Below are 24,462 nucleotides of genomic sequence, written 5' to 3'. Positions count from 1 at the left end.
CGTGCCATGTGGACCTATTGGATCTGTGCGACGACGACGGGCACGAAGCTCGCGAAGGTCGAACCGACAGGCGGGTCGTTCTCCCGTCGGATGAACGGCGTCGGTAGCGGCTCGCATGAGTTCGTCTCCTCAAGCCTCGGCCTGGGCGACACCGTCGCTGCTCGGCGGGCATCACGGCTGGACCTCACCAGGACGTGGGCGCGGACGCTCGTGCAGTGCTGGGACGACGTACCGAAGTACGCCGGCCTGATCGACGGGAAGTCCCGGAAGGGCAACTCCGTCACGATCAGCACCGTCGAGATGCGCGAGGTGTTCAAGTACCGGACCACGTTCGGCCTGAACGGGTACAGCGGGTTCGAGGACGGGAAGTTCGAGCACAAGGACCAGACGCTCGCCTCGATCGCGGGGCAGCTGCTGTGGGTGCTGATGGTCGGCAGGACGTCGAACTGGCAGCTGCCGCTGATCCTCCCGCCCCGCGGCATGGCGGGCACCCAGGACCGCTCGTACCACGACTTCAACCTCCCGGTCGTGGAGACGGAACTGACCGCGATCCAGGATGCTGAGGGTGGGCCGGACATCGACTTCGAGCCGTCGTGGGCTGAGGACGGCACCCTGCAGTGGACGTCACGCGTCGGGAACCTCTCCGGCAACACGCTCGAGTGGAACCTCGCTGCCGGTGCTCCTGCACTGACCGACTTCGGGTTCGTCGAGGACGGCAACGCGCAGGGGAACATCTTCTACGCGGTCGGGAACGGATCGGACCGGGACCTCAAGGTCGCTACGTCCACCTCCCTGCTCGCCGGCGATGATGTCGCGCTCGAGCGAATCCTGCAGTACTCGCAGGAACGCAACCGGACGGTGCTGCAGGGCAACGCTAACGAGGCGCGGAACACGTTCCAGAAGGCGACCCGGCAGTACTCGCTGAGCATGCAGGCCGACGGAACACCTGGACTGTCGAAGGTCCGGCTCGGGCAGACCGTCCGAACTTACACGCAGGACGACGACTGGCTCGCCGACGGCTGGCAGACGCATCGCGTCGTCGGCTTCTCCGGCGACCTGACCAACACGATCAAGCTGCAGTTGCAGACGCTGTGACAGGGAGGACACCATGGGACGTCTTGACGACCTGACCGCCAACCGTGCACACGAAGATCTGAAGACCCGCACCCGAAACCTCGAGTCCCGGACGCCGCTCTCCGACTCCGCGGTGTCGGGCGGCCGGACTCGCTTCATCGGCGCAAACTCGTTCCTCATCGAGGGTTCGGGTGGTGTCGACGGGACGCTGACGATCGACGGCACCGAGATCGTGAACGGCACGCTGCGGATCACCGGCACGCTGACGGTATCCGGGCCGACGACGCTCGGTGGCGACACGAAGGTGTCCGGCGCGCTGACCATCAGCGGCAACACGAGTGTCACCGGCCACTTCGACGTCACCGGCCCCGCATCGATCGACGGGGACACGGACATCACCGGTGACCTCGACATCAAGGGCGACACCACCGTCACCGGCCCCTTTCACGTCGACGGCGATGCTGACTTCGACGGCCGACTGAAGATCAACGGCGACACGACGCTCTCCGGGGACCTGAACGTGGACGACAACGGCCACATCGACGTCGGCGACATGCGCATCGGCAAGTCCGGTGGCCGCGGCAAGGTCGACTTCGGTGTCGGCGAGCTCGCCTCCGACGGGGCGAAGATCGCCATCCAGTCCGGGTCCGCACTCGCTGGCGTCGGTGGTGGCATCGCACAGCTCACCCTCGGCGGCAACGGATTCCGCATTGACAGTGGCGGCATCCGCATCGGCGATCTGCCGCTCAGCGACCAGCCCTCGAACCTCTACATCGACGGCAACAACAAGCTGTGGCGGACCACCGCAACCAGCGGCGGCGGCGTCAACGTCTGACCCAGGAAAGGAACCACGATGGCGGTCATCACAGGCACGCTCCTCGACTTCTCGCTCGACCCGCTGTCGCCGTACTCGCCGAGGCTCTACCTCGTGCCGTCCGAGCCGTCGACTGCTGGGACGCGGTTGCTGTCATCCCGCCCGTTCCCTGTTGGTGTGGACGCCGACGGTTCGTTCAGCGTCGACGTCCAACCGACCGACGACATCATGCCTCCCGCCTGGTACACGGTGCGGGTCGAGTGGTTGGACTCAGCCGGCGGGTTCGTTGGCATGGACCAGTGGGACTACAAGATCAACGTGCCCGCCGAGGGCGGCGCGATCGGCGACCTCATGGAGACGCCCGCGAACCCGTCCCGGACCTGGGTCGGCTTGGATCCACCCCCGAACGTGGCTCCGCGCACTTGGTGGCTGCAGGTCAACCCGGACGACCCGGACGACCCCCGAGCCACCGGGATCCTCTACGAGTGGCACTGAGCCCCACCGCCGCTGTTCTCTGAGCCGCCCCCTCCCCGGGGCGGCTTTCGTCGTTCCAGGAGGCCTCATGGTCAAACGCTTCAGCGTCGGCAAGTCCTCGTACGGGGACCTGCGCGGCATCGAGCAGTACGTCATGTCGGCGCGGATCGCGCTGCAGGTGCTGTCCGTCATCGTCGACTTCAACGCGTGGCAGAAGCAGCGTGGAGCAGTCGGCAGCCTGTCGGTCAACGAGGGGATGCGCTCGAGGGCGCGGCAGACGTACCTGTGGGTCAACCGCCTCATCCTCGCGGTGGTCGTCGCGATGCCGTTCACGTCTCGGCATGACGAGGTGCTGCACGGCAACGCGATCGACTTCGGCATCACGATGCCCGACGGGTCGAACCGTGCGCTCACGCCGGTCGAGTTCGCGAAGCTCCACGAGCTCGTCGAGGCGCGCGGCGGGACGCACACCGGCATCAACTTCGGCGAGCAGTGGCACCACGAGATGGCGACCCGCGCCGAACGACTGCCCCCGTACCCGAACGCCGCACAGCTCGCCGCTGGCACGGCAGCCACGCCGCCACCGGCGAAGAACACCATCCCGACGATCCGAAAGGACGACGACATGACCGCCGCAGTCAAGATCAAGGAGACCGGAGCCCGCTTCCAGGTGGGCTTTGGCACCCTCACGTACTCCAGCTCGACGAAGGACGCGGACCTCCTTCGCAAGGTGTTCTCCGCGACCGACGAACTCCACGAGCTGTCTCTCGCTGACGCGAAGGTGCTGTTCGCCCAGTGCGACATCCCCACCGCCTACACCGACGCGAAGGCGCTCCTCGCTGCGCAGCCGAACGGCCGCTGGTCGCTGCAGGCACTCGCCGTCCAGGAACTCCGAGCGTTCATCAAGAAGGGCGGGAAGTGATGGCTGACCACGAGAAGACCTCGCTGAGCGCCTAACCAGACCGCTTTGCCCGGTAGCGTGCCGCTATCACTGCACGGCACGCGCGGCACCCGCGGCCAGAGTCATGCCGCTTGAAGGTGTTCTCCGGGGTGAACTCGTGCCCATTTTTGCAGTGCGAACGCACCGGGTAGCCGTGATGGCTGATTGTCCCATGGCGCTTGGCGTCATCGCTGTTGTCCTGCGGGGTGCCGTAAGCGATATTGACGAGTCGGTTATCTGACGGGTCGCCGTTTAGGTGACGAACAAGGTAACCGTCTGGGCACGGGCCTATGAATGCTGCTGCGACAAGTCGGTGCACTTTTCGACGGTACCGCACGTTGTTGACGCTCAGGTTCACCGCGAGGTGGCCCAGATACGTCTCGCGGACCGGCCGCAACAATCGGTATTGCCCGGGGTTGTAAAAGCCTGGACGTCGCCGAACCCGACCCTGAGAGCTGACCTCGTAGTGGTCCGGAAGTTCGGGCGCCGGACGCCACTCTTCCCGTGACTCGTTCATATAACCATTTTACAGGAGATCCATTGTCTAGCAAGCATGAAAAGGTAAGCGTGGTCGTCGAACCCATTTGGTTTAGCGCGCAAAGAGTTCTCCGCACCGTCGTGCAGGTTGGCATCCCCGCGTTCCTCACCTTCGCCGGTGTCCTCCCCGTCATCATCGACGCGCTTGGTTTGCCGGTCGACGGGAAGGTGTACCTGTGGCTCGTCTCTGCGGCAGCTGTGGTGACGGCGGTTGCGGCTGGCCTGTCGAGGGTGATGGCGATCCCCACGGTGAACCGCTGGCTGACCGCGGTCGGGCTCGGCTCCGTGCCGCGCGCGATCGCGAAGGAGCAGGCGGCGGCGAAGTCGCCCGAACTGCAGCCCGCACAGTTCGAGCCGTCCACGATCGACTACCGCACCGAGCAACAGGACGAGCCGCGGCAGTGAGCGTTGTCACCGCTCGCCGGAGCACGAAACAGACGCCGGGCACCGCCCGAGAAGGGGGCCCCTGATGGATCGTCGGCCTCGGAAGAGTGAACAATCGGCACCGCCGCCCGGCCCGACGCTCATCGTGAAGTACGCGCTCATCGCCGGGTACGGAGCTGCATCGGGTCTCGTCGGGGTCACCACTCTCGACGTGACTGTTGGATTCACTTGGTCGCTGGCATGGCCGATCCTGGTCATGCTGTCAGCGATCGCGTCGGGCGTCGGTGTCATCGTCTCGATGCGTGGTGGCCGTCACACGACGGAGATCATCGCAACGATGACGCTCGTGATCCTGCTCTCGTCCTACAGCGTCGCGATCATCGTCCGGACCTTCAACGACGGGCATGTAGAGCGGCTACCGGTCGCGCTCCTTCCCATCATCATCTCGGTGGCTCCGTACTCGAGGCTCCTCGGAGTGGTTCAAAGGGGGAGCGCACGGTGAGCGATGCCGCGATCACAGCGCTCTGCGGACTCGGCGTCGCGTTCATCGGCGTGGTCGGGCTCCTCATCCGCAGGAAGAAGCCGCACCCGCGCCGTGAGGACGTCGGCTACGACGGGCTGTGGGACCGCATCGACGCGCAGGACGTGAAGATCGAGGCCCTCGGCCGGAAGATCGACGGCGTCACAGGCGAGCGGGACCGGCTGCGGACCGCGTACCGGATCCTGTCGGACGCGTACGACGCTCTCGCCGCGGCCCTGTCCCGGACAATGCCGGCTCCCGTGTTCACCCGCGGAGAGCAAGACGCTATCGACCGGGCGAAGGTCCTCCGCGACGACGACTCCATGTGGCCCACAGAGCAACGACTCAGCACTGAGTAACGACAACACCCCGCCTCGGGCGGACTGAGCAGCCCCACCGGGGCGGAGTGGAGCACACACATGGTGTGGGTGAAGAAGGCAGACCTCAAGTCCGGACGTATCGGACCACGAGGCCCGGTGGGGCCTCAGGGACTTCCGGGCCCTGGCGGTGCTACGGGGGACGAGTCGACTGCGGCGTATGTGGCCGGCCCAAGCAAGACGCGGACGGCACTGGGTGATTTCCTCGACGCGGAACCGAGGATCCCCGACGAGAGCACGGTCCCGAGCTTTCTCGAGCAGTGGCAGGACGGCAACGGGCGGATGCCGCTCGGCATCAAGACCGACGGCACTGTTCAGACCCCGCTGCACGACTCAACCCGACGCACGGTCGGGCCTGACGGGACGAAAGCCACGGACTACGTCACCACGGGTTGGGTGGCTGGCCCGGACGGGACACCTCTCGCCAGCGCGAGCACTGACGGCACGAAGGTCGCGGACGACGCACTCGGCACCGACGGACGCACGCCGGGGTTCGTCCTCGACGGGTACGCACGTCGGTTCGACAAGTCGATCTTCGCCCTCGCCGCGGGGCTGACGCCACCCGTACCCGCCGGGCTCGGCGCGATGCGAGGACGAGACGGGTCGGTGCGGTTCGCCACGTCCCGCACCGACACGATCGTCTGCCTCGGTGACTCGATCACGTTCGGATACGGCGACGACCTGAGCCTCGGCGGCTGGCCGGGCCGCGTCGGGGCAACGACAGGGAAGACGATGGTCAACCTGGGGACCAGTGGATGGACGTCCACGGAGAAGGGCATCCATTGGGGCGCGATCGTGCCACTGCTCACCCTCGCAGGGAACCAACTCGCCGTGTCCGGATCGACGGCTGTGACCGCGGTGACGCCGTCGACGACGTACCGGCAGGGCGCATCTGGGGTAACGACGAGCTGGCACGGCACGCTGCTCGGGATCCCGTGCACGCTGGCGCACGACACGACGAAGTCGCAGACGGCTGGGTGGACGATCACGCCCGACGCCGCGCTGCCGCAGACGCTCACGGTCCCAGCCGGCGCGCCGTTCATCCCCGACGTTCCTACCTTGGGTGGCTCACCGGTCCCGTCGGACGCGATCCTGATCACCGCACTCGGGGTCAACGATTTCCCGGTTGGCAGCGGAGCCGTCGTGAACAGTTACCTCGACACGGCGCGTGATGCAGTGGCGTCGCTGTCCAGGCTCACCCCGACGAACCCGAAGTACCTCGTCGTGTCGATCATCAACACCACCACGCAGACGCGGGGCACAGTCGGGTACCAGCAGGTCTCGCAGGCGAACGACGAGCTTCGCCGCCTGTTCGGCTCTCAATTCGCTGACGTGCGCGGCTACATGATCGCGAACGCCATCAGCTACCTGACGGCTCAGGGCGTCACGCCGACCGCTGCGGACACGGCTGCGGTCGCCGGTGACACGGTGCCGCCGTCGCTGCGCACTGACTCCACCCACCCGAACGGCCTCGGCTACAACCTGTACGCGCAGGCCGTTCAGTCATTCCTCACCGAGAAGGGCTGGTAACCATGCCAGGCACCTACGTCCACCAACTGCCGGGGAAGTTCACCGGACCGAACGCCAGCACGCTGCCGTCGTTCTCCCCGCCGGACCCGTTCAACCTCGGCACCTGGGCGGCGGCGTACTGGGCCAGCGACCCGGCACAGGCGTTCCCTGCAACGGGGCAGCCGATGACGAACCTGCGCGACGGGTCAGGGAACGGCAACGCGCTCGCACCGCTCGGCTCGCTAGGCCTGCCGAAGTACCTGTCGTCCGACGCGAGCATGAACGGTCGCCCAGCCCTCAGTTTCGACGGGACCCAAGTGCTCTACAAGGCGCTGACGGCTGGCGTGAACTGGCCGTGGAGCTGGGTAGCGATCACCCGTGCAACTGCCCTCCCGACGTCCGGTTACCAGCTGTTCGCGGGCGAGACCGCGGCGAACAGCGGTCAGGGCGCGGGCCTCACCGCACCCACCGGTGGTAACCCGAACGCGGGCTACGTCATCAACCCGAACCCGGCGCTGACTGGCGGAACCGCAGACCTCAACTCGCACCTCATTGCGGCAGTGGCAGCGAGTGGAACAAGCAAGATCCAGGTCGACGGTTCCACCGTCGCATCCGGATCGGCAGGTACGACGGCCGTGAACCAGATCGCTCTCGGCGCGGGCATCATCGCTGGGACACCGTCGCTCGGCAACGGGTGGCGCGGCACGATCGGCTTCCTCGGCCTCTACCTCGGTGATGTCACCGCGCAGCCGTGGTGGCCGTCCTTCAAGTCGTGGGCCGCTGGCTACTACGGGCTGTCGGTCAGCTGACCTACTGGCTGATCTTTCGGAGGCTCTCTTCGAGCTTCTCCGCGAGGTAGGCGTGTCCGGCCGTGCTTGGGTGGAACTGCTTCGTCGGGTCGATCATCTCCTTGATGTTGCCGACGGTGATCCAGTTCTGGGCGATCGGGGAGATGTAGTGCACCTCCTCGCGTGCCGCGGCGAGGTGGAGGGCCCTGTCGATCTTCTGCATGCCGCCAGAGACGGGGAGCTGAGGTGCTGCGGGGCCAAAGAGAACGATCTGAGCGTTCGGGAACTTGGTCTTCGCCGCTTCGACTGTGTCCGCGACGGCGACCGAGGTTTCCTCGGTCGTCGGCGCTGCGTCATTCACGCTGCCCTGCAGGATGATCAAGGTTGGGTCCAGGTCGGCGGGAAGCTGCTCGATGCGGGTCTGGTACGTTCCCTCGTTGTTCGGCCCAGCGCTGGTGTAGCCCGACCCAGAGATCCCGCTGATCGTGGCGTCGAGCTGAAGGTCCCTTGCCGCCATGTAGGCGAGTCCATGCTCCTGTGTGTCGGCACCGTATCCGACGGTCCACGAGTCGCCCAGGATCACAGTCCGGGTTCCGGCTGCAGAAGTGATGGCGGGGAGCGCTGCACGACTCGGGCTGGAGCTGAAGGTAGGAACGGGTCCTGCCGTCGCTCCGGCTGCGGGGCGGGACGCGTTCACGTGCTGCATCGCGAGGATGACGAGCATGATCGCCATGATCGCGACCAGCGCGACGACGATCACCTTGTACGACCGCGCGAACCAGCCGATGAATCCGTTCCCCATGCCGCTGATCCTAAGGGACCCTCACGACGTGCCCCGCCCCCTCTTCGGAGGGAGGCGGGGCGCTTTCGTCGTTCACCGGCGCGGCTTCAGCTGCCGGACAGTCACCCGGTCACGCTCGAGCCACACCCGGTGGGCGAACCCCATGTGCACGAACTGGACGTAGACCCGATCGCCGGCGTCCGCGTCGACGAACCCCGGGACCCGCTGCCAACCCGTGCGGGTGAACTCGACACGCACCCACACGGGCGTGTGGTCGACCAACTCAGACCACTCGACACCGTCGATGCCGATCGGTTGATCCTCGGGCGGGTCCGGGTGCTCGGGTGGGGACCACTGGTACTGCGGCATGCGGTGATGATGCCGCGGGCCGCCGACATCAGCCGAGACTATCGAGGGTCGAGCGCGTCTCTTCCTTGTCAGTCACACGGACAGTGCACCGGAAACCGCTCTGTGTCGTCGCGCCGAGGCTGTTCTCCGAGTCGACCGAGCCAGTGACGGTGAATGGTCCAGTGCCGGAAGCCGAAGTGTCGAACACGGCTGTGCTTGGCGACTTAAGGTGGCTCTTCACTTGGTCCTGGCAGGCGATCTTCGCATCGACCAGCTTGTCGCTCAGCGACGGTCCGTCGTTGGGCCCGATGTTGCTGATGATCGCAACTGTGGCGAATATGAGCCCCAGGACGACCCATGCCAGGCACCCGTATCGTCGACGCCAACGCCACCGTGGTCGCGCTGGTTCTTCAACCCCGGAGTTGAGGAGAGGTTCGCTCATGTCCCTCATCCTGCCCGCCGCCCTGCGCCCCGTACAGCCCCTCGTATGGCCGGTCAGGCTTCGTGCACGTGCTGCGCCTGCCAACCCTCGGGCACGGAGGCGTGGAACGCTGCGAGCGCCGCGGGGTACGACGGCCCCGTGGCCTCGTGCGGCTGTGTTGCCCTCGAGCGCGCGGTCGCGCGGACGGTGGACTCCCCGGTGGCCTTGCTCGCGACGGTGATGACCTGCAGCAGCTCGAACCCGTCGAGGTCGAGGGCTGCAGTGGCCGCCTCACGGGCTTCCCCGATCGTGCCGCCCTCGGCCTCAGATTCACGTCTCTCGGTCGAGCGGATGGTGCCTCGCAGAGTCGTCACCAAACCAGTATCCCGCCCCGTCAGAGTGTCAGCGGCCAGAGAGACGATGGCCGCATGATCGACAGTGAGAGGGCCGTCCTCGCGTTCGAGGAGCAGCATCCCCGGAACGACCGCGTAAAGGAAGCCGCGATCCGGACGGAGCTCGACATGTCGTGGGTGCGGTACCGGCAGCTGCTCGGCCGCTTGGTCGCCCGGCCGGACGTGCTCGAGGAGTACGCCGTGGTCGCGCACCGGGTGCAGCGGGCCACAGAACGCGGAGCAGCGAGCAGGGCGGCGCGGACGTTCGTCTAGGCCCGGACACGACGAAGCCCCTCAGGCGATCCGCCTGAGGGGCTTGTCTGTTGGTCTCTCGACCGATGGGATACTACCGGGGATACACCCCGTCCCTACTTCCTGTGCGCTCGAAGGGACTCGAACCCCCAACCTTCTGATCCGTAGTCAGATGCTCTATCCATTGAGCTACGAGCGCGTGGCCCTTGCGAGCCGTGGAAGACTCTACAACAGCTCCGGTCGCAGCGCCAATCGAACGGCCCCGGCCGGCGCACCCGGCGTGTCGCCGAGGGTCAGGAGACGGTCGGCTCCTCGTCGAAGACCTCGGCGAGGAACACCTGCAGCGCCTGCCACGACCGGCGGTCCGCACGCTCCTGGTACTGCGCGCCGTGGTCGGGTGCGTCGGTGCCGGGGACCGCGAAGGCGTGCATGGCGTCGGCGTAGGTGACGACCTGCCAGTCGACGTGCGGAGCGCCTCGCATCTCGTCCTGCCAGGCGTGCACGGACTCGTCCGGCACGACCGGGTCCGAGCCGCCGGTCAGGACCAGGAGCTTGGCGCGGATCTGGTCCGCGTCCGAGGGGTCGTGGGCGATGAGTCCACCGTGGAACGACACGGCCCCGACCAGGTCGGCACCGGACCGGGCGAGTTCGAGCGCACCCGAGCCGCCGAAGCAGTACCCCATCACGACGACCTTCGACGCGTCGACGTCCGGGTCAGCGAGCAGACGGTCGAGTCCGGCGCGCAGGCGGGCACGGAACAGGGCGTTGTCGCCGTAGAAGCGACCGGCGACCTCGGCAGCGCTGTCGTCACCGGGGCGGATGCCGGCGCCGTAGACGTCGGCTCCGAAGGCGACGTACCCCAGGCGCGCCAGCATCGTCACCCGCGCTTCGACGTGCTCGTTCACCCCGTGCCAGTCGTGGATGACGAGCACGGCCGGACGGGGACCGGCGACGGCCGCGTCCTTCGCGAGCACGCCCTGCAGCGGTGCGTCGTCGTGGGCGTAGTCGACGGTCTCGACACGGATGTCGGAGCCGGCGGGTGCGGGGACGGTTGAGAGGACGTCGTCAGTGGTGGTCACGTCGACGCACGCTACGCCTGCCCGGTGTCGGGAGGTCTGTGCCTACGCGTCGACGTTGTCCCAGTCGTCCGGCCCGCCGGACCCCGCCACGTACTCGTCGAGCGGCACGTCGCCCGCCCGCCATGCGGTGAGGAACGGTTCGACGACCTTCCACCCCTGCACGGCACTGTCCCCGCGGACCGACAGCGTCGCGTCGCCCTCGAGCACCCCGGCGAGCACCTCGCCGTAGGCACTGAGCCGTCCGGGGTTGAAGGTGACCTCCATGGCGGTGTGGTCGATCGTGTACGGGTCGCCGGGGCCGTTGACGTTGAGTTCGAGCTGCATCTCGTCCGGCGCGATCCAGATGCACAGGCGGTCCGGCTTGTGCGCTCCGGTCAGACCGTCGGGCACGTGCGGGGAGTCCTTGAACGTGATGAGGATCTCGCGGCGCTGTCTGCCGAGCGCCTTGCCGGAGCGCAGCGTGAACGGCACGCCCGCCCACCGCCAGTTCGCGACCTCGAGCTTCAGCTGCGCCAGGGTCTCGGTGCCGAGCGACGGGTCGACACCCTCCTCGTCCGCGTAGGACGGCATCGAGCGGTCCCCCACGGTGCCGGCCGTGTAGCGCGCCCGCTTGCCGGCGGTCAGCGGGTCTCCGCCCCAGGGCCGGACGGCGCGGAGCACGAGCTCCTTCTGGGTGCGGAGGTCCTCGGCGTCGATCGAGGCCGGTGCCTCCATCGCGACGACCGCCATCACCTGGAGCAGGTGGCTCTGGATCATGTCCACGAGCGCGCCGGCCTTGTCGTAGTAGCGGGCACGACCCTCCAGTCCGAGGGTCTCGTCGTAGACGATGTCGACGCGCGCGACGTGCTGGGACGACAGCAGGGGTTCGATGATGCGGTTGGCGAACCGCAGACCGAGCAGGTTGAGCACCGTCGAGCGGCCGAGGAAGTGGTCCACGCGGTGGATCCGCGACTCCGGCAGGAACGAGTGCAGCAGGTCGTTGAGGTGCTCGGCGCTGTCGGCGTCGGTGCCGAACGGCTTCTCGAGCGCGAGCCGGGTGTGCGCGGGCAGGTCCAGGTGCGCGAGCTGCTCGCAGCTCTTCTCGGTGACCGCCGGGGGCAGCGCGAAGTAGATGGCGGGGTCGTACCGGCAGTCCGCGAGCAACGCCTTCAGGTCGTCCGGGTCGGTGACGTCGGACTTCCGGTACGAGGACGCGTCGACAACGGCCTGGAGGCGCGGGGACAGTGCCGTCTCACCGGTCGCGCCCTCGTCCTCCTCGTTCTTGGACGCCTGAGCGTTCTCGAACGCCTCGTGCACGAGGTGCTTCCAGTCGGCGTCGGAGATGTCCTCGACACCGGCGCCGACGAGCTGGATCTCCCAGTCCTCCTTGACGTCGAGGAGGGTCGCGAGGCCGGGCAACAGCAGGCGCTTGGACAGGTCGCCGCTGGCTCCGAGGATGAGCAGTGTGGTCTGGAGGCTCGCCATGCCCCAGAACGTACTCACCCGTTCCCGAGCAGGACCGGGTCTGCCGGTACGGTGGTCGCGGTGCCGACGCGCGGGAGCGTCGACACGGCGCGAGGGAGCACCATGACGACAGAGGGCAACGTCCACGCACCCGGTGTGGGTCAGCAGCTGGCCGGTCCACCACGGGCGGAACCAGCGCGGGGCGGGCGGCTGCGGGTCGCCGTCGTCGGCACCGGCATGATCGCCGCCGTGCACGTGCGCGCCGCGCGGGCGGCCGGAGCGGACGTCATCGGTGTGCTCGGGCGGAACCGGGAGCGTTCGGAGCAGGTGGCGCAGCAGCTCGGCCTGGAGCGCGGGTACGCCGACCTGGACGCGGTGATCGCCGACCGCCCCGACGTCGTGCACATCTGCACCCCGAACGACCAGCACCACCCGCAGGCGCTCGCGGTGATCCGCGCGGGCATCAACGTGGTCTGCGAGAAACCCCTCGCGGTGTCCGCCGAGCAGGCCGACGAACTCGAGCGGGCCGCGGCCGAGGCCGGGGTCGTCGCGACGGTGCCGTTCGTGTACCGCTACCACCCCATCGTGCGGGAGATCCGCTCCCGGATCGTCGGCGGACAGCTCGGTCGGGTGCTCGCCGTGCACGGCCACTACCTGCAGGACTGGATGCTCGACTCGGACGCGTCGTCGTGGCGGGTCGACTCCGGTGCCGGTGGGCAGTCCCGGGCCTTCGCCGACATCGGGTCGCACTGGTGCGACCTCGTCGAGTTCGTCATGGCCGAGCAGTTCGCCGCGGTGAGCGCGGTGACCGACATCGTCTACCCGACCCGCCCGGCGGCATCCGGTCCGTCGTTCTCCGGTACCCCGGACCCCGATCCGATCGGGGACGCGGCCGAGCGCGCCGAGGTGACGACCGAGGACACCGCGGTCGCGACCTTCCGGACCGGCAGCGGCCGGATCGGCAACGTCGTCATCTCGCAGGTCTCGGCGGGCCGGAAGAACCGGCTGTGGTTCGAGGTCGACGGGACCCTCGGGTCGGCGGCCTTCGACCAGGAGCAGCCGGAGTCGGCCTGGTTCGGGAACGAGACCGGCGCCCAGATCGTGGTCCGCGACCCGTCCCAGGGCTCGCCCGACCAGCGCCGTCTGGCGGTCGTGCCGTCCGGGCACCCGCAGGGCTACGTCGACGCGTTCGCGGCCTTCGTCGCCGACACCTACACCGCCGTCACGACCGGCACCGCTCCGGAGGGTCTGCCGACCTTCGCGGACGGCGCCCGGTCGGCACGCATCATCGACACCGTGGTCGCCAGTGCCGGCGACCACGCCTGGAGGGAGATCCGATGAAGCTGGGGATGCTGACCGCCTGCCTGCCCGGATGGGACCTCGGCCGGATCGCGGAGTTCGCGAGCGGTCAGGGCTACGAGCGACTCGAGGTCGCCGTCTGGCCGGGCACCGGCGGCCGCGACTTCGAGGCGGCGCACCTCCCCGTGGCGACCCTCACCGACGAGGACGTCCAGGCGACGCGGGAGCTGCTCGACCGCACTGGACTCGAGATCTCCGCCCTGGCCTACTACGAGAACAACCTGCACCAGGACCCGGCCCGGCGGGAGGAGGTCCGCACCCACCTCAAGCACGCGGTCGACGCTGCCCAGCGCCTCGGGGTCCCCTACGTCGGCACGTTCATCGGCCGTGACAACACCAAGAGCGTCCGCGAGAACATGGCCGAGGGCGACCGGGTCCTGCCGGAACTGCTCGACTACGCCGGTGAGCGCGGCGTCCGCCTGGTCATCGAGAACTGCGTGATGGAGGGTTGGCACCCGGACGGCTACCCCGGCAACATCGCGTACTCCCCCGAACTCTGGGACTGGGTCACCGGGCTCGGCTTCGGGCTGAACTGGGACCCGTCGCACCTGACGTGGATCGGCATCGACCCGGTCGAGACGATCCTGCCCTTCGCCGAGCACATCGTGCACGCGCAGGCGAAGGACGTCGAGCTGTTCCCCGAGCGGCGGAACCGGTACGGCTTCTTCGGCAAGGTCGACAAGGGCGACGACCCCTGGGAGATGGGCTGGTGGCGCTTCCGCGTGCCCGGCCGCGGCGTGGTCGACTGGCCGCGAGTCGTCGACCGGCTCTACGAGGCCGGCTTCGACGGCACGCTGAGCGTCGAGCACGAGGACCCGCTCTGGGGCGGAGACGACGTGAAGGTCCTCGAAGGTCTCCGCATCGCCCACCGCACGCTGCGGCCCCTGATCGCGGCCGAGTGAGGGGTTGACGGGAGGTCCGGATCACGCGGGCGGACCGGCTCACGTGGTGCGGGCCTCCCGGCTGGCGACCGTGCGCTGAGAGCGCGCGGACCCCGCGCGAGCACCTTGGGCGCATGAGCCAGAACGTGAGCGAATTCGTCCTCGACCGCATCCAGGCGTGGGGCGTGACCCGCGTCTACGGCTACCCCGGTGACGGCATCGGCGAGTTCGACGGCGCCCTGGGCAAAGCCGACCGTGCCGGTGAGGGCGTCGAGTACATCCGCCCCACGCACGAGGAGATCGCCGCCCTGATGGCGACCGCCCACGCGAAGTTCACCGGCGAGGTCGGGGTCTGCGTCGCCACGTCCAGCCCCGGCGCGTTCCACCTGCTCAACGGGCTGTACGACGCCCAGATGGACAACCAGCCCGTCGTCGCGATCGTCGGGCAGCAGGGCCTGGCGGCCGTCGGGACGTTCACGCAGCAGGAGTCGAACCTCGAGCGGGTGTTCGCCGACGTCGCCTGCTACGTCCAGACGATCACCACGCCCGACTCCGCCGGGGTCATCGTGGACACCGCGTTCCGGACCGCGATGCTCCGGAAGCAGCCGGCCGTCGTCGTCCTCCCCCACGACGTGCAGGCGATGAAGTGGTCGACGCCCGGTTCCGAGCACTGGGTGTCCCGCTCGAGCGACGTGCCGGCCTCGACCCGGATCACCCCGCCGGCCGAGGACGTCCGGAAGATGGCCGAGATCATCAACGCCGGCGAGCGCGTCACCTTCCTCGTCGGTGCCGGCGCCCGTGGTGCCACCGACCAGGTGATCGCCGCGGCCGAGAAGGCCGGGGCCGGCATCATCACCGCACTGCGGGGCAAGGACGTCGTGCCCTCGGACGTGCCGTTCCACACGCAGCAGGTCGGACTCCTGGGCTCACGGCCGAGCCTGACGCAGATCAAGGAGTGCGACACGATCGTCCTCCTCGGCACGAACTACCCGTACGGCGAGTTCCTGCCGAAGGCCGGGCAGGCGCGCGGTATCCAGGTCGACATCAAGCCGGAGCAGCTCGGCGTGCGCTACCCGAACGAGCTGAACATGTGGGGCGACGTCGGCGCGACACTCGACGCGGTGCTGCCGCAGCTCGAGCAGAAGAGCGACCTGGGCTGGCAGGAGCAGCTGGCCGAGGAGATGCGCGAGTGGGAGGCCGAGATGGGCCGCCAGGCCGAGGTGTCCTACAGCGACGGCGTCAACCCGCGACGGGTGATCCACGCAGTGAACGAACGACTGCCGGAGGGCGTGACGGTCACCTGCGACGCCGGCACCACCGCCGACTGGTACGGGCACCACATCCGCCTGCGCCGCGGGATGCACGGCGACATGTCCGGCCGGCTCGCGACCATGCTCGCCGCGATGCCGTACGCCGTGGCGGCGAAGTTCGCGTTCCCGGACCGACCGGCGGTGTGCACGATCGGCGACGGCGCCTTCCAGATGCTCGGGATGAACGAGCTGATCACGGTGAAGAAGTACATGCACCGCTGGCAGGACAAGCAACTCGTCATCGTGGTCATGCACAACGACGACCTCGGCCAGGTCTCGTGGGAGATGCGGACCGAGGACGGCAACCCGATGTGGCGCGGGTCGCAGGACGTCGAGACGATGGACTACGCCGGGTACGCCGAGCTCCTGGGGTTCCAGGGCATCGCGGTGCACAGCGACGACGAGGTCGAGGCCGCCGTCGAGCGGGCCTTCGCCCACCAGGGCGTCACGCTCATCGACGCGTACGTCAGCCGGAGCGTCCCGCCGCTGCCGCCGCACATCACCAAGGAGTACGCGATGAACACGGCGAAGAGCCTGCTCAAGGGCGACCCCGTCGAGTTGGACGTCGTGAAGGACTCCGCGAAGGCGATGGCTGCCGACGTCGTCGAGCGTGCCAAGGGCGCACTCGGCCGCGACTGACCAGGACCACGGGTGGGCGGTGTTCCGGGGAGTTGAACAACACGTGACGCCGCGGACCCGGGTCTGGCGTGTCGCCTGTGGATCCTCGTAGGTTCGGCAGGTCGCGTCCCCCGTCCGGGGGCAGAACCACCACACCAGGAGTCCTCACACGATGAGCCCGTCCCACATCCCCGAGACCACCAGGCGGAGGCGCGGCATCGTCGCCGGCACCGCTCTCGCCACCGCCGGGGTCCTCGTCGCCCTCGGCGCCCCGACCACGGCGTCGGCAGCCGAGGCACCGACCATCGCCGTGCCGCCCGCAGCCGCGGCCGCCGGTGACACGACGATCGACATCGTCGACGTCAACGACTTCCACGGTCGCATCGAGTCCGAGGGGACCACGGCTGACAAGGCCGCCGGTGCCGCGAAGCTCGCCGCCGTCGTCCAGGCGCAGCGCGAGGCGAACCCGAACACCATCTTCACGAGCGCGGGTGACAACGTCGGCGCCTCGACGTTCACCTCGTTCGTGCAGGACGACGACCCGACGATCGACGTGCTCAACCAGATGCACCTCGACGTCAGCGCGATCGGCAACCACGAGCTCGACAAGGGCCAGGACGACCTCACCGGGCGCATCGAGGACCGGGCCACCTGGCCCTACATCTCGGCGAACATCGTCAAGGCCGGCACCACCGATCCGGCGTTCACCCCGTGGTCGATCGTCGAGAAGGGCGGCGTCCAGGTCGGCTTCATCGGTGCGACCACCGAGGCGCTCATCCCCGGGCTCGTCAGCCCGGGTGGCGTCAAGGGCCTCGCGATGGCCCCGATCGTCAGCTCGGTCAACCGCTACGCGACCGAGCTCACCGACGGCGACGCGACCAACGGCGAGGCCGACGTCCTCGTCCTGCTCGTGCACGAGGGCGCCACCACGAGCGCACTCAGCGACGCCACCGGCAGCGGTGCCTTCGGCCAGATCACCGGCAAGGTGTCGTCGAAGGTCGCCGCGATCGTGTCGGCGCACACCCACGCGGTGTACGACCACGAGATCGCCGGCCCGGACGGCACCGTCCGCCCGGTGATCCAGACCGGCTCGTACGGCATGAACTACGGCCACCTGCAGCTGACCGTCGGCGCGGACCACACGCTCACCGGCATCAGCGCCGAGGTGCTGCCGCTCAACACCGCGACCGCGGCTCCGAAGGACACCACCTCGGTCGACGCGGTGACGAAGACCGTCGCCGACGCGAAGGCCGTCGCCGACGTGAAGGGCAAGGAGCCACTCGGCACGATCACGGGCGACCTCCGCCGCGCACTGCAGTCCGACGGCAAGACCGAGAACCGCGGCGGCGAGTCGACCCTCGGGAACAACATCGCCGAGGTGCAGCGCTGGGCCACTGAACGCCAGGGGTCACAGATCGCCTTCATGAACCCGGGCGGCCTGCGCACCGACCTCGTGTACGCCTCCAGCGGTGCCGGCGACCCGGACGGCAGCGTCTCCTACAAGGAGGCCGCACTCGTCCAGCCGTTCGCGAACACCCTGGTCACCGAGGACCTCACCGGCCAGCAGATCAAGGACGCCCTCGAGCAGCAGTGGCAGCCGGACGGCCTCGAACGTCCGTTCCTGAAGCTCGGTGTCTCGAACGGCTTCGCGTACACGTACGACCCGTCCGCCGACCGCGGCGAGCGCATCACGGGCATGACCCTCGACGGTGAGCCGATCGCGCTCGATGCGACGATCAAGGTGACCGTCAACTCGTTCCTGTCGACCGGTGGCGACAACTTCGCGGCGTTCGCGGCGGGGACGAACAAGGCGGACTCGGGTCAGGTCGACCTGCAGGCGCAGGCGGACTACTTCGCGGCACACGACGCCGTCGAACCACCGATGGACCAGCGGTCGATCGGCGTCCGCACGACGCCGGTCCCCGAGGGCGGCTTCCAGCCCGGTGACGCCGTGACGGTCGACCTGTCCTCGCTGGTGTTCAGCAACGCCGGTGACCAGAGCGGTGACGTCTCGGTCTCCGCCGGGGACCAGGTGCTCGCCACGAGCCCGATCGACACCACCGTCGTCGACAAGACCGACGAGCAGGGTCGCGCCTCGCTGACCTTCACGGTCCCCGAGCCGGGCGTCGCCCAGCCCGCGGAGCCGGCAGCGCCGTCGGCTGGGTCGCGCCTGGCCGCCACGGCCGTCGAGACCTCGGACGAGCCGCTCATCGTGGAGCTGCCGAACGGGCAGCAGATCACGCTGGCCGTGACGGTCCCGATCGCGGTCGTCCCCGATCCCGGCACCGGTCCGGGTGAGCCCGTCGACGGCTCCGACCCGACGCCGACTCCCGTCCCCGGAAGTGGTGACGGGGGCTCCGGCGACACCGGCCTCGGCGGCACCGGCCCCGGTGTCGTCCCGATCGCCGGTGGCGGGATCGGCGCGGCCGACGGTGGTGCCCTGGCCTACACGGGTGCCGAGCTCACGGCACCGGCCATCGCGGCCGGGCTGCTGCTCCTCGCCGGGCTCACCGCACTGCTGGTGGTCCGCCGGAAGCGTGCCGTGCACGACGTGGGCGAGCCTTCGGAGGGCTGACGCGCCTCCCGGCCTCGCGGTTCACCGACGGGCCCGTCCACCGACCGGTGGGCGGGCCCGTCCTGCGTCCTCCGGCAGCCGACCGGAGGGCGGCGCCTTCCTGCGTGGTCCGGCAGCCGCTCTCGGACAGCACGGGCAGTTTCCGCATGTCATCGCGGTACGCTGCACCGGTCGCCACGCGCGATGCGCCGCGCCGGGTCGCCGGACGGTGGTTCCGCCCGATCGGACCCCGCGTCGCGGGTGTCCTCCGCCTCCAGGGAAACGGCGGAGGACACCCCTCTCACCTCCTGGCGGTCACCGGTGCCGTGCTCAGCGGAAGAGCTGCTCGCCGATGTACGAGCCCTTGCGGGGTGCCGGCGGGACCGCGAAGACCGCCGACCCGATGTGTGCGATGTACTCGTTGAGCCGGTCGGAGGCGCCGAGCTTCCGCTGCAGCCGGGTGAAGTGGTCCGGGTCGTTCATGTACGCCACGAACAGCAGTCCGGCGTCGAGCTGCCCGTACTGGTTGAGGCCGTCGGTGTAGTTGTACCCACGGCGCAGGATCTTCACGCCGCCGTTCGCCTCGTGCGCGGCGAGGGCGACGTGCGAGCGGGGGTCGATCGCCGGCTCGCCGTGCGCGGTCGCCTGGAAGTCCGGGGTGGTGTGCTCCTGACCGCCGGAGAGCGGTGCCCCGGTGACCTTCGTCCGGCCGAAGACCCGCTGCTGGTCGCTGACGACGTCGGCGTCCCAGATCTCCAGGTTCATCCGGATCTTCCGGACCACCTGGTACGTGCCGCCGACCATCCAGTCGGCGTCCTCGTCGAGCCACACGAAGCGGTCGTGGTCGGCGTCGGTGGTGATGTTGCGGGTGCCGTCCTTGAAGCCCATCAGGTTCCGTGGGGTGGCCTGGGTGGGTCCGGCGGACGCCCGACCGAAGCCGAGGACGGTCCATTTCACCGTCGCGCTCCCCCGGGCCATCCGGGCCAGGTTACGGACCGCGTGGTACGCCACCTGCGGGTCGTCGGCGCACGCCTGCAGGGACAGGTCGCCGCCGGTCAGCCCGGACTCGAAGCGGTCGCTCGGCAGGGACGGCAGTTCGGCCAGGTCCGCCGGACGTTTGCCGGCCAGCCCGAAGCGCTCGTCGAAGACCCCGGGGCCGAGGCCGACCGTGACCGTCAGGGACGCGGGCCCGAGGTCGAGCGCCTCGCCGGTGTCCGCCCCGACGCCGTCCCCGTGCGTGGGTTCGACACTGCCGATCGTCTGCCCGGCCTGCAGCTGTGCGATCGCGGCCGACCAGCGGGCGAGCAGCACCTGCAGCTCGGTCGCGGTGCCGAGGGTCAGGTCGAAGGTCATGAACACGCAGTGGCGCTGCGGGTCGGTCCGGATGCCGCCCTGCGGCGATCCGGCCGCCGTCGCGTAGAAGGGGTGGCTGCGGGACATGTCGACGGACTCGTCGCCGTTCGCCGCCGCCACGAACGGGTCGACGCCGCTCGCCACCGCTGAACCGGCGATGCCGGCGGCCGCGCCGACACCGGCGCCGGCGACGGCCAGTCCCGCGCCGAGCAGTCCTCGCCGCGAGACTCCACGGGTCTCGTCCTCCCGCCTGCTGCGGTCGTCGCTGTCGCTCACGCGGTGGCGACCTTCTCGGCCAGCCGGGACAGCGGGTCCTGCAGCGCCTGGACCTGCTGCGAGATCGCGTTCGCGTGTGCGGCTCGGGTGGCGGCGTCCCAGCTGTCGAACCCGCCGAGGTCGTCGGCGTTCCGGAACCCGTCCATGAGCGTGTTCGTGGCGTCGAACTGCTGGGCGATCTGCTTCGTCAGCGCCGGGTCGACCTTGGTCAGCCCGGGCTTGAGGTACGCGAAGGCCTGGCGGGAGCCCTCGACGTTCGCGGCCAGGTCGACGAGGTCGATGTGGCTGTAGGCCTCTTCCTCGCCGGTGATCTTGTTCGACTGGACCTCCTCGAGCAGGCCCGCGGCCCCGTTCGCCAGGTCCTCGGGCTTGTAGTCGAGCGTCGGCACGAGCTTCGCGAGCAGGTGCACGTTCGTGGCGAGGTCGTCGGCGTACCGCTTGGTGTCCGCGGTGATCGCACCGTTCCCGAACAGGTCGCGCTCGACGGCGTGGAAGCCGCTCCAGCCGACGGCCGGATCGGCGTTCGACGCGCGCATGTCGATGAGGTAGTCCAGGTTGCCGGCGTTGTCCGTCGCATCGTGGCCCTGCTTCACGAACCCGTCGACGTCGCTCTCGACGTGCTCGTAGTACGGGCGGGCGTTCGCGTAGGCGGTCTTCGCGGCCGCCAGGTCCCCGGCGTCGACGTCCCTCTTGAGCTCGTCGACCGCGGTCACCATGTCGGCGACCTGGCCGTCGACGTACTCGGCGTACCCCTTCGTGCCGTCGCGGAGCAGGCTCGCGGCGCTGCTGTTCGCGGTGGACTTCCCGGAGCCGGTGACGGTCAGGTCGGTGAGCTCGTGCTCCGCGCCCGGGCAGTACACCTGGTACTTCCCGCCGATGAGGGTCGCGGTGAACGAGACGGGGTCGAGTCCCGGCGCCAGGTTCTCCTTCTCGCCGAGGATCCGCTGGTCCTGCAGCAGCTCGACCTCGGTGATCGCGGTGGACGACTGGTTCTCCACCGTGAAGGTCACGGGGCCGGCGGCGACCTTGCTCCTGCTCACGGCGCAGCGGTCGGATCCGTCGTTCGTCAGCGTGACGGTGACGCGGGCCACCTTGCCGGAGGTCTCGGTGGCGTCGCCCGCGGCGGTCCCGTTGCTCGCGCAGCCGGTGAGGGCCAGTGCCGCGACGGCACCCAGCGCGCCGAGGGTGACGAGGCGCCCCCGCGTGGTCAGGGGTCGGACGGTGGTCGCTCTACCGAACGGCATCGGTGCTCCTTGCGGTCGCCGTGACGGGTGGGCCACGGGTGGGGGTGGTCGAGGGGACGGTCGAGTCGGGCAGGCCGAGGCGACTGCGGTCCCGGAGGGCGAGCAGCACCTGCGCTGCGGCGGCGATGCCGAGCGCGAGGGGCAGCCAGCGGGTCCAGAGGGCCAGCTCCGCGGTGTGGGTCCGGTCCGCCGCCAGGGCGGCGGTCGTCCGGTCGACGGTGGCGCGCGGGACGGCCCAGACGGTGCGGTCGAGGGTGCTGGTCCGGGCGGTCGGGAGGCCCCCACCGGTCAGCGTGAGCACCGAGCGTTCCACGCGGCTCGCGTCCACCACGCCGCCGTCGGCGCTCCACAGCGTCACGGTGTCGCGGGTCGCCCAGGAGGCCCGGTACGGCCCCGGCGCGCTGCTCGGCGAGATGCCGACCGGGATCCGGCCGAACAGCTGCACGAGGTCGTCGAGCGTCAGGGTGGCGGGCTGGTCGGTGTCCGCTGCGTCCGAGGGCGCGCGGTCCGACGTCAGGCGCCACCGGGCGGTCGCGGTGCCGGCGCGCACGACGCGGCGGTGGGCCGATGCGGGGAGGGTGATCCGGGCCTCCCGGCCGGTGCTGCCGGTGCTGCTCCCACCGACGCGGAGGCTGGCGGAGGACCCGGAGACCCGTGCGGTGACGGACGAGGCGTCGCCGGTGACCTTGGCGGTCGCAGGGACGTCGGGGTGACCGGTCGGCACGGCGACGGCGAGCGCGAACGCCGCGACCACGAGGCCGGACGCGACAGCGATCCGGACGGTGGGGACGCGGACGACCGACGGCTTCCAGCGGCGCGGCCAGAGCGACAGGGCCAGGACCGGGACGACGTAGAGCACCCAGCCGAGCACCTCGACGACCCGCGGGTCCGGCGGGATGCCGAGGACGCCGGTGACCAGGGCGCCCCGCACGGACCCGTTCGGGGCGAGCCAGGCGAGGTCGACGGTGCGCTGCTGTCCGATCACGACCCAGCCGGCCTCGTGCGCACGGCGGAGCACGGTGAGGACGAGTCCGGCGGCGACGAAGACCAGGAAGACACCCGTGCCGGTGAAGAACTTCGCCAGGTCCAACCGGACGCCACCGGTGTAGATGCCGTACCCGATGACGACCGCCGTCGCGATGCCGACCACCGCGCCGACGGCGGCCGGTCCGGTGTCGCTCGACGCCTGGAAGGTCGCGAGGAGGAAGACCGAGGTCTCGAAGCCCTCCTTGAGGACGGCGAGGAACGCCATGCCGGCGAGTGCCCACGCGGTGCCGCGACCGAGGGCGGCGGAGGCGCTGGCCTCGAGTTCGCGGCCGAGGTGCCGAGCGTGGCTCCGCATCCAGACGATCATCCCGGTGACGAACACCACCGCGACGATGCCGATGAGCGCCTCCATGGCCTCTTGCTGCGCCTGCGGGAGCGCCTGCTCGACCGCCTGCAGCCCGAGCCCGACGGCGATGCTGAGGAGCACGGCGACGCCGACACCGGTCCACATCGGGCCGAGCGGCACGCGGTTCCGACGGAGGAACGCGGCGATGATCCCGACGATCAGGGTGGCTTCGAGGCCTTCACGGAGACCGATGACGAGTGTGGCGAGCATGACGAAGGTGAGGCTAACCTAACCAGCGCACGAACCGCCAGCGGAGGACGCGTGCGCTTTGATGGTCCTCATGAACCTGCTGACGGTGGACGGCCTCGCCGCCGTGACGAACGTGCTCGACCTCGCCGGGGTCTTCGCGTCCGCACTGCTCGGTGGCGCGGTGGCACGGTCGATGGACTTCGACCTGTTCGGCTTCCTCGTCGTGGGGTTCGTCTCGGGACTCGGGGGCGGCATGCTCCGCGACGTCCTGCTGCAGGACGGACCGCCGGTCGCGCTCACCGACCCGCTCTACGTCCCGGTCGCAGTGGCCGGGGCGCTGGTCGCGTTCTTCGTGTCGTTCTCCGAGCGCGGGTGGGACCGGCTGTTCACGTTCCTCGACGCCGCCGTCATCGGGTTCTGGGCGGTGGTCGGGGTCCAGCGCACGTTCGACGCGGGGCTCGAGTGGCCCGCCGCGATCATCATGGGGACCATCACCGCGGTGGGCGGCGGGGTCGGGCGCGACCTGCTTTTGCGCCGGGTGCCCGCGGTGTTCGGCGGCAACGCCCTCTACGCCTCCGTCGCCGTCGCTGCGTCCGCCGTGATGGTCGGGGCGTCCGCGCTCGGCTCCCCGACGATCGGCATCGTCGCCGCCGTCGTGCTGTCGCTGCTGCTGCGCTGGGGAGCCGTTCGCTGGGGCTGGGGTCTGCCGAACGGCCGCAACTGGCAGCCGCAGTCCCAGCTCGCCTCGCTGCTCCGGCGCGGCCGCGGGCGGGGACGGACGCCGCGACCGGTCCGTCCGGGTGCCGCCCGGTTGCTGCGTCGCCCCGGGCAGCGCGCCGGTGCGGGCGGCGTGCACACCGGGAGCATCCGCATCGACAGCGTCCACACCGGCACCCTGCCCGTCACTCCGGACCAGCCACACCCCGTGGAGCACGGCGAGGACTGACCCGCCGCCCTGTGCACGACGACCACCAGGTCGTACACTCGAGACCGCCGGGTATCGACCCGGCTGCACTCCCTCCGAGGACGGACCGACGTGACCCGAAGACGGCGGTCCTGACGCCGGGTGTGCAGGCACCACGTGTCGGCACGAGGGGCAACCGCTCCGCGCGGGATCAGCACGCGGCGCGGTCCCCCGGGCCCCCCGCCGGC

25 protein-coding genes and 1 tRNA gene are annotated in these 24,462 nt (G+C 69.6%); 15 read left to right on the top strand and 11 right to left on the bottom strand.

Translation table 11 applies throughout. The annotated features are described in order from the left end of the window. Window positions 1-6: 6 nt before the first annotated feature. From DEI89_RS13015 to DEI89_RS13000, 4 genes are all read left to right on the top strand, one after another. Window positions 7-1,095, top strand: a complete 1,089-nt coding sequence (locus DEI89_RS13015) for a hypothetical protein (protein WP_110904487.1) — start codon at window positions 7-9, stop codon at window positions 1,093-1,095. A gap of 13 nt (window positions 1,096-1,108) precedes the next feature. Beyond that, window positions 1,109-1,909 (top strand): hypothetical protein, encoded by an 801-nt coding sequence (locus DEI89_RS13010; protein WP_110904486.1) that lies wholly within the window; start codon window positions 1,109-1,111, stop codon window positions 1,907-1,909. Between the two features lie 18 nt (window positions 1,910-1,927). Beyond that, entirely contained in the window at window positions 1,928-2,383 is a 456-nt protein-coding gene (locus tag DEI89_RS13005) for a hypothetical protein (RefSeq protein ID WP_110904485.1), read from the top strand. Between the two features lie 67 nt (window positions 2,384-2,450). Continuing rightward, window positions 2,451-3,284 (top strand): hypothetical protein, encoded by an 834-nt coding sequence (locus tag DEI89_RS13000; protein WP_110904484.1) that lies wholly within the window; start codon window positions 2,451-2,453, stop codon window positions 3,282-3,284. Window positions 3,285-3,315: 31 nt separating this feature from the next. Here the strand turns inward: DEI89_RS13000 and DEI89_RS18335 are convergent, their stop codons facing one another. Next, entirely contained in the window at window positions 3,316-3,819 is a 504-nt protein-coding gene (locus DEI89_RS18335; RefSeq protein WP_110904483.1) for an NUMOD4 motif-containing HNH endonuclease, read from the bottom strand. 50 nt (window positions 3,820-3,869) lie between these two features. Between DEI89_RS18335 and DEI89_RS12990 the strand changes: the two genes are divergently transcribed. From DEI89_RS12990 to DEI89_RS12970, 5 genes are all read left to right on the top strand, one after another. Then, complete coding sequence (locus DEI89_RS12990; protein WP_146236790.1) at window positions 3,870-4,244, top strand: hypothetical protein; 375 nt, start codon at window positions 3,870-3,872, stop codon at window positions 4,242-4,244. A gap of 124 nt (window positions 4,245-4,368) precedes the next feature. Further along, window positions 4,369-4,725, top strand: a complete 357-nt coding sequence (locus tag DEI89_RS12985; protein WP_110904481.1) for a hypothetical protein — start codon at window positions 4,369-4,371, stop codon at window positions 4,723-4,725. Next, window positions 4,722-5,102: a hypothetical protein gene (locus tag DEI89_RS12980; protein WP_110904480.1), complete on the top strand. Its 381-nt coding sequence runs from the start codon at window positions 4,722-4,724 to the stop codon at window positions 5,100-5,102. Before DEI89_RS12985 ends, DEI89_RS12980 begins: the two co-directional genes overlap by 4 nt. Before the next feature lie 180 nt (window positions 5,103-5,282). Then, window positions 5,283-6,650 (top strand): SGNH/GDSL hydrolase family protein, encoded by a 1,368-nt coding sequence (locus DEI89_RS12975; RefSeq protein WP_181421646.1) that lies wholly within the window; start codon window positions 5,283-5,285, stop codon window positions 6,648-6,650. Between the two features lie 2 nt (window positions 6,651-6,652). Then, window positions 6,653-7,438: a hypothetical protein gene (locus DEI89_RS12970; RefSeq protein WP_110904478.1), complete on the top strand. Its 786-nt coding sequence runs from the start codon at window positions 6,653-6,655 to the stop codon at window positions 7,436-7,438. Between the two features lies 1 nt (window position 7,439). On the opposite strand, the gene DEI89_RS12965 is transcribed toward DEI89_RS12970, so the two are convergent. The 4 genes from DEI89_RS12965 to DEI89_RS12955 form a co-directional block, all read right to left on the bottom strand. Beyond that, complete coding sequence (locus DEI89_RS12965; RefSeq protein WP_181421645.1) at window positions 7,440-8,177, bottom strand: SGNH/GDSL hydrolase family protein; 738 nt, start codon at window positions 8,175-8,177, stop codon at window positions 7,440-7,442. A 114-nt stretch (window positions 8,178-8,291) separates the two neighbouring features. Next, window positions 8,292-8,567, bottom strand: a complete 276-nt coding sequence (locus DEI89_RS12960; RefSeq protein WP_110904476.1) for a hypothetical protein — start codon at window positions 8,565-8,567, stop codon at window positions 8,292-8,294. A gap of 28 nt (window positions 8,568-8,595) precedes the next feature. Further along, window positions 8,596-8,988, bottom strand: a complete 393-nt coding sequence (locus DEI89_RS17395; RefSeq protein WP_146236789.1) for a hypothetical protein — start codon at window positions 8,986-8,988, stop codon at window positions 8,596-8,598. A 53-nt stretch (window positions 8,989-9,041) separates the two neighbouring features. Then, window positions 9,042-9,341: a hypothetical protein gene (locus DEI89_RS12955; protein WP_110904475.1), complete on the bottom strand. Its 300-nt coding sequence runs from the start codon at window positions 9,339-9,341 to the stop codon at window positions 9,042-9,044. A gap of 54 nt (window positions 9,342-9,395) precedes the next feature. Between DEI89_RS12955 and DEI89_RS12950 the strand changes: the two genes are divergently transcribed. Beyond that, a complete protein-coding gene (locus DEI89_RS12950) occupies window positions 9,396-9,632 on the top strand; it encodes a DUF3263 domain-containing protein (protein ID WP_110904474.1) in 237 nt (78 codons plus the stop codon). A gap of 105 nt (window positions 9,633-9,737) precedes the next feature. Here the strand turns inward: DEI89_RS12950 and DEI89_RS12945 are convergent. The 3 genes from DEI89_RS12945 to DEI89_RS12935 all read right to left on the bottom strand — a co-directional run bounded on the left by DEI89_RS12945 (window position 9,738) and on the right by DEI89_RS12935 (window position 12,154). After that, window positions 9,738-9,810 (bottom strand) — tRNA-Arg (locus DEI89_RS12945). 94 nt (window positions 9,811-9,904) lie between these two features. Next, on the bottom strand, window positions 9,905-10,690 hold the full coding sequence (locus DEI89_RS12940; RefSeq protein ID WP_110904473.1) for a dienelactone hydrolase family protein: 786 nt from the start codon (window positions 10,688-10,690) through the stop codon (window positions 9,905-9,907). Between the two features lie 42 nt (window positions 10,691-10,732). Then, window positions 10,733-12,154, bottom strand: a complete 1,422-nt coding sequence (locus DEI89_RS12935) for a glucose-6-phosphate dehydrogenase (RefSeq protein ID WP_110904472.1) — start codon at window positions 12,152-12,154, stop codon at window positions 10,733-10,735. A 102-nt stretch (window positions 12,155-12,256) separates the two neighbouring features. Between DEI89_RS12935 and DEI89_RS12930 the strand changes: the two genes are divergently transcribed. From DEI89_RS12930 to DEI89_RS12915, 4 genes are all read left to right on the top strand, one after another. Then, on the top strand, window positions 12,257-13,474 hold the full coding sequence (locus DEI89_RS12930; protein WP_110904471.1) for a Gfo/Idh/MocA family protein: 1,218 nt from the start codon (window positions 12,257-12,259) through the stop codon (window positions 13,472-13,474). Further along, on the top strand, window positions 13,471-14,394 hold the full coding sequence (locus DEI89_RS12925) for a sugar phosphate isomerase/epimerase (RefSeq protein WP_110904470.1): 924 nt from the start codon (window positions 13,471-13,473) through the stop codon (window positions 14,392-14,394). Before DEI89_RS12930 ends, DEI89_RS12925 begins: the two co-directional genes overlap by 4 nt. Window positions 14,395-14,507: 113 nt before the next feature. Further along, window positions 14,508-16,322, top strand: a complete 1,815-nt coding sequence (locus DEI89_RS12920) for a thiamine pyrophosphate-requiring protein (RefSeq protein WP_110904469.1) — start codon at window positions 14,508-14,510, stop codon at window positions 16,320-16,322. Window positions 16,323-16,473: 151 nt separating this feature from the next. Next, on the top strand, window positions 16,474-18,876 hold the full coding sequence (locus tag DEI89_RS12915; RefSeq protein WP_110904468.1) for a bifunctional UDP-sugar hydrolase/5'-nucleotidase: 2,403 nt from the start codon (window positions 16,474-16,476) through the stop codon (window positions 18,874-18,876). Window positions 18,877-19,185: 309 nt separating this feature from the next. Here the strand turns inward: DEI89_RS12915 and DEI89_RS12910 are convergent, their stop codons facing one another. Genes DEI89_RS12910 through efeU form a run of 3 tightly spaced genes read right to left on the bottom strand, consistent with a single transcriptional unit; the run spans window position 19,186 to window position 23,331 of the window. Next, window positions 19,186-20,484, bottom strand: a complete 1,299-nt coding sequence (locus DEI89_RS12910; protein WP_110904467.1) for a Dyp-type peroxidase — start codon at window positions 20,482-20,484, stop codon at window positions 19,186-19,188. Continuing rightward, window positions 20,481-21,728, bottom strand: coding sequence for an iron uptake system protein EfeO (gene efeO / locus DEI89_RS12905; protein WP_110904466.1), 1,248 nt, complete (start codon window positions 21,726-21,728; stop codon window positions 20,481-20,483). Before efeO ends, DEI89_RS12910 begins: the two co-directional genes overlap by 4 nt. After that, window positions 21,715-23,331 carry an iron uptake transporter permease EfeU gene (efeU, locus tag DEI89_RS12900; RefSeq protein ID WP_110904465.1) on the bottom strand — a complete coding sequence of 539 codons (1,617 nt, stop codon included), beginning with the start codon at window positions 23,329-23,331 and terminating at the stop codon, window positions 21,715-21,717. The genes efeO and efeU overlap by 14 nt, the downstream gene beginning before the upstream one ends. Window positions 23,332-23,401: 70 nt before the next feature. On the opposite strand from efeU, the gene DEI89_RS12895 reads away from it, so the two are divergent. After that, complete coding sequence (locus tag DEI89_RS12895; protein ID WP_110904541.1) at window positions 23,402-24,256, top strand: trimeric intracellular cation channel family protein; 855 nt, start codon at window positions 23,402-23,404, stop codon at window positions 24,254-24,256. Window positions 24,257-24,462: the final 206 nt, after the last annotated feature.

Origin of the sequence: Curtobacterium sp. MCBD17_030 (assembly GCF_003224255.1) — a bacterium.
In the GTDB taxonomy this organism is placed as follows: domain Bacteria; phylum Actinomycetota; class Actinomycetes; order Actinomycetales; family Microbacteriaceae; genus Curtobacterium.
The sequence above is the reverse complement of the archived record's forward strand: the minus strand, read 5'-3'. Positions and strand labels throughout refer to the sequence as shown.

What these genes read in the sequence shown, in the direction of transcription:
- DEI89_RS13015 (WP_110904487.1), top strand. Translation starts at nt 7, where the DNA reads ATGTGGACCTATTGGATCTGTGCGACGACGACGGGCACGAAGCTCGCG.
- DEI89_RS13010 (WP_110904486.1), top strand. Translation starts at nt 1,109, where the DNA reads ATGGGACGTCTTGACGACCTGACCGCCAACCGTGCACACGAAGATCTG.
- DEI89_RS13005 (WP_110904485.1), top strand. Translation starts at nt 1,928, where the DNA reads ATGGCGGTCATCACAGGCACGCTCCTCGACTTCTCGCTCGACCCGCTG.
- DEI89_RS13000 (WP_110904484.1), top strand. Translation starts at nt 2,451, where the DNA reads ATGGTCAAACGCTTCAGCGTCGGCAAGTCCTCGTACGGGGACCTGCGC.
- DEI89_RS18335 (WP_110904483.1), bottom strand. Translation starts at nt 3,819, where the DNA reads ATGAACGAGTCACGGGAAGAGTGGCGTCCGGCGCCCGAACTTCCGGAC.
- DEI89_RS12970 (WP_110904478.1), top strand. Translation starts at nt 6,653, where the DNA reads ATGCCAGGCACCTACGTCCACCAACTGCCGGGGAAGTTCACCGGACCG.
- DEI89_RS12960 (WP_110904476.1), bottom strand. Translation starts at nt 8,567, where the DNA reads ATGCCGCAGTACCAGTGGTCCCCACCCGAGCACCCGGACCCGCCCGAG.
- DEI89_RS17395 (WP_146236789.1), bottom strand. Translation starts at nt 8,988, where the DNA reads ATGAGCGAACCTCTCCTCAACTCCGGGGTTGAAGAACCAGCGCGACCA.
- DEI89_RS12950 (WP_110904474.1), top strand. Translation starts at nt 9,396, where the DNA reads ATGATCGACAGTGAGAGGGCCGTCCTCGCGTTCGAGGAGCAGCATCCC.
- DEI89_RS12935 (WP_110904472.1), bottom strand. Translation starts at nt 12,154, where the DNA reads ATGGCGAGCCTCCAGACCACACTGCTCATCCTCGGAGCCAGCGGCGAC.
- DEI89_RS12930 (WP_110904471.1), top strand. Translation starts at nt 12,257, where the DNA reads ATGACGACAGAGGGCAACGTCCACGCACCCGGTGTGGGTCAGCAGCTG.
- DEI89_RS12925 (WP_110904470.1), top strand. Translation starts at nt 13,471, where the DNA reads ATGAAGCTGGGGATGCTGACCGCCTGCCTGCCCGGATGGGACCTCGGC.
- DEI89_RS12920 (WP_110904469.1), top strand. Translation starts at nt 14,508, where the DNA reads ATGAGCCAGAACGTGAGCGAATTCGTCCTCGACCGCATCCAGGCGTGG.
- DEI89_RS12915 (WP_110904468.1), top strand. Translation starts at nt 16,474, where the DNA reads ATGAGCCCGTCCCACATCCCCGAGACCACCAGGCGGAGGCGCGGCATC.
- efeO (WP_110904466.1), bottom strand. Translation starts at nt 21,728, where the DNA reads ATGCCGTTCGGTAGAGCGACCACCGTCCGACCCCTGACCACGCGGGGG.
- efeU (WP_110904465.1), bottom strand. Translation starts at nt 23,331, where the DNA reads ATGCTCGCCACACTCGTCATCGGTCTCCGTGAAGGCCTCGAAGCCACC.
- DEI89_RS12895 (WP_110904541.1), top strand. Translation starts at nt 23,402, where the DNA reads ATGAACCTGCTGACGGTGGACGGCCTCGCCGCCGTGACGAACGTGCTC.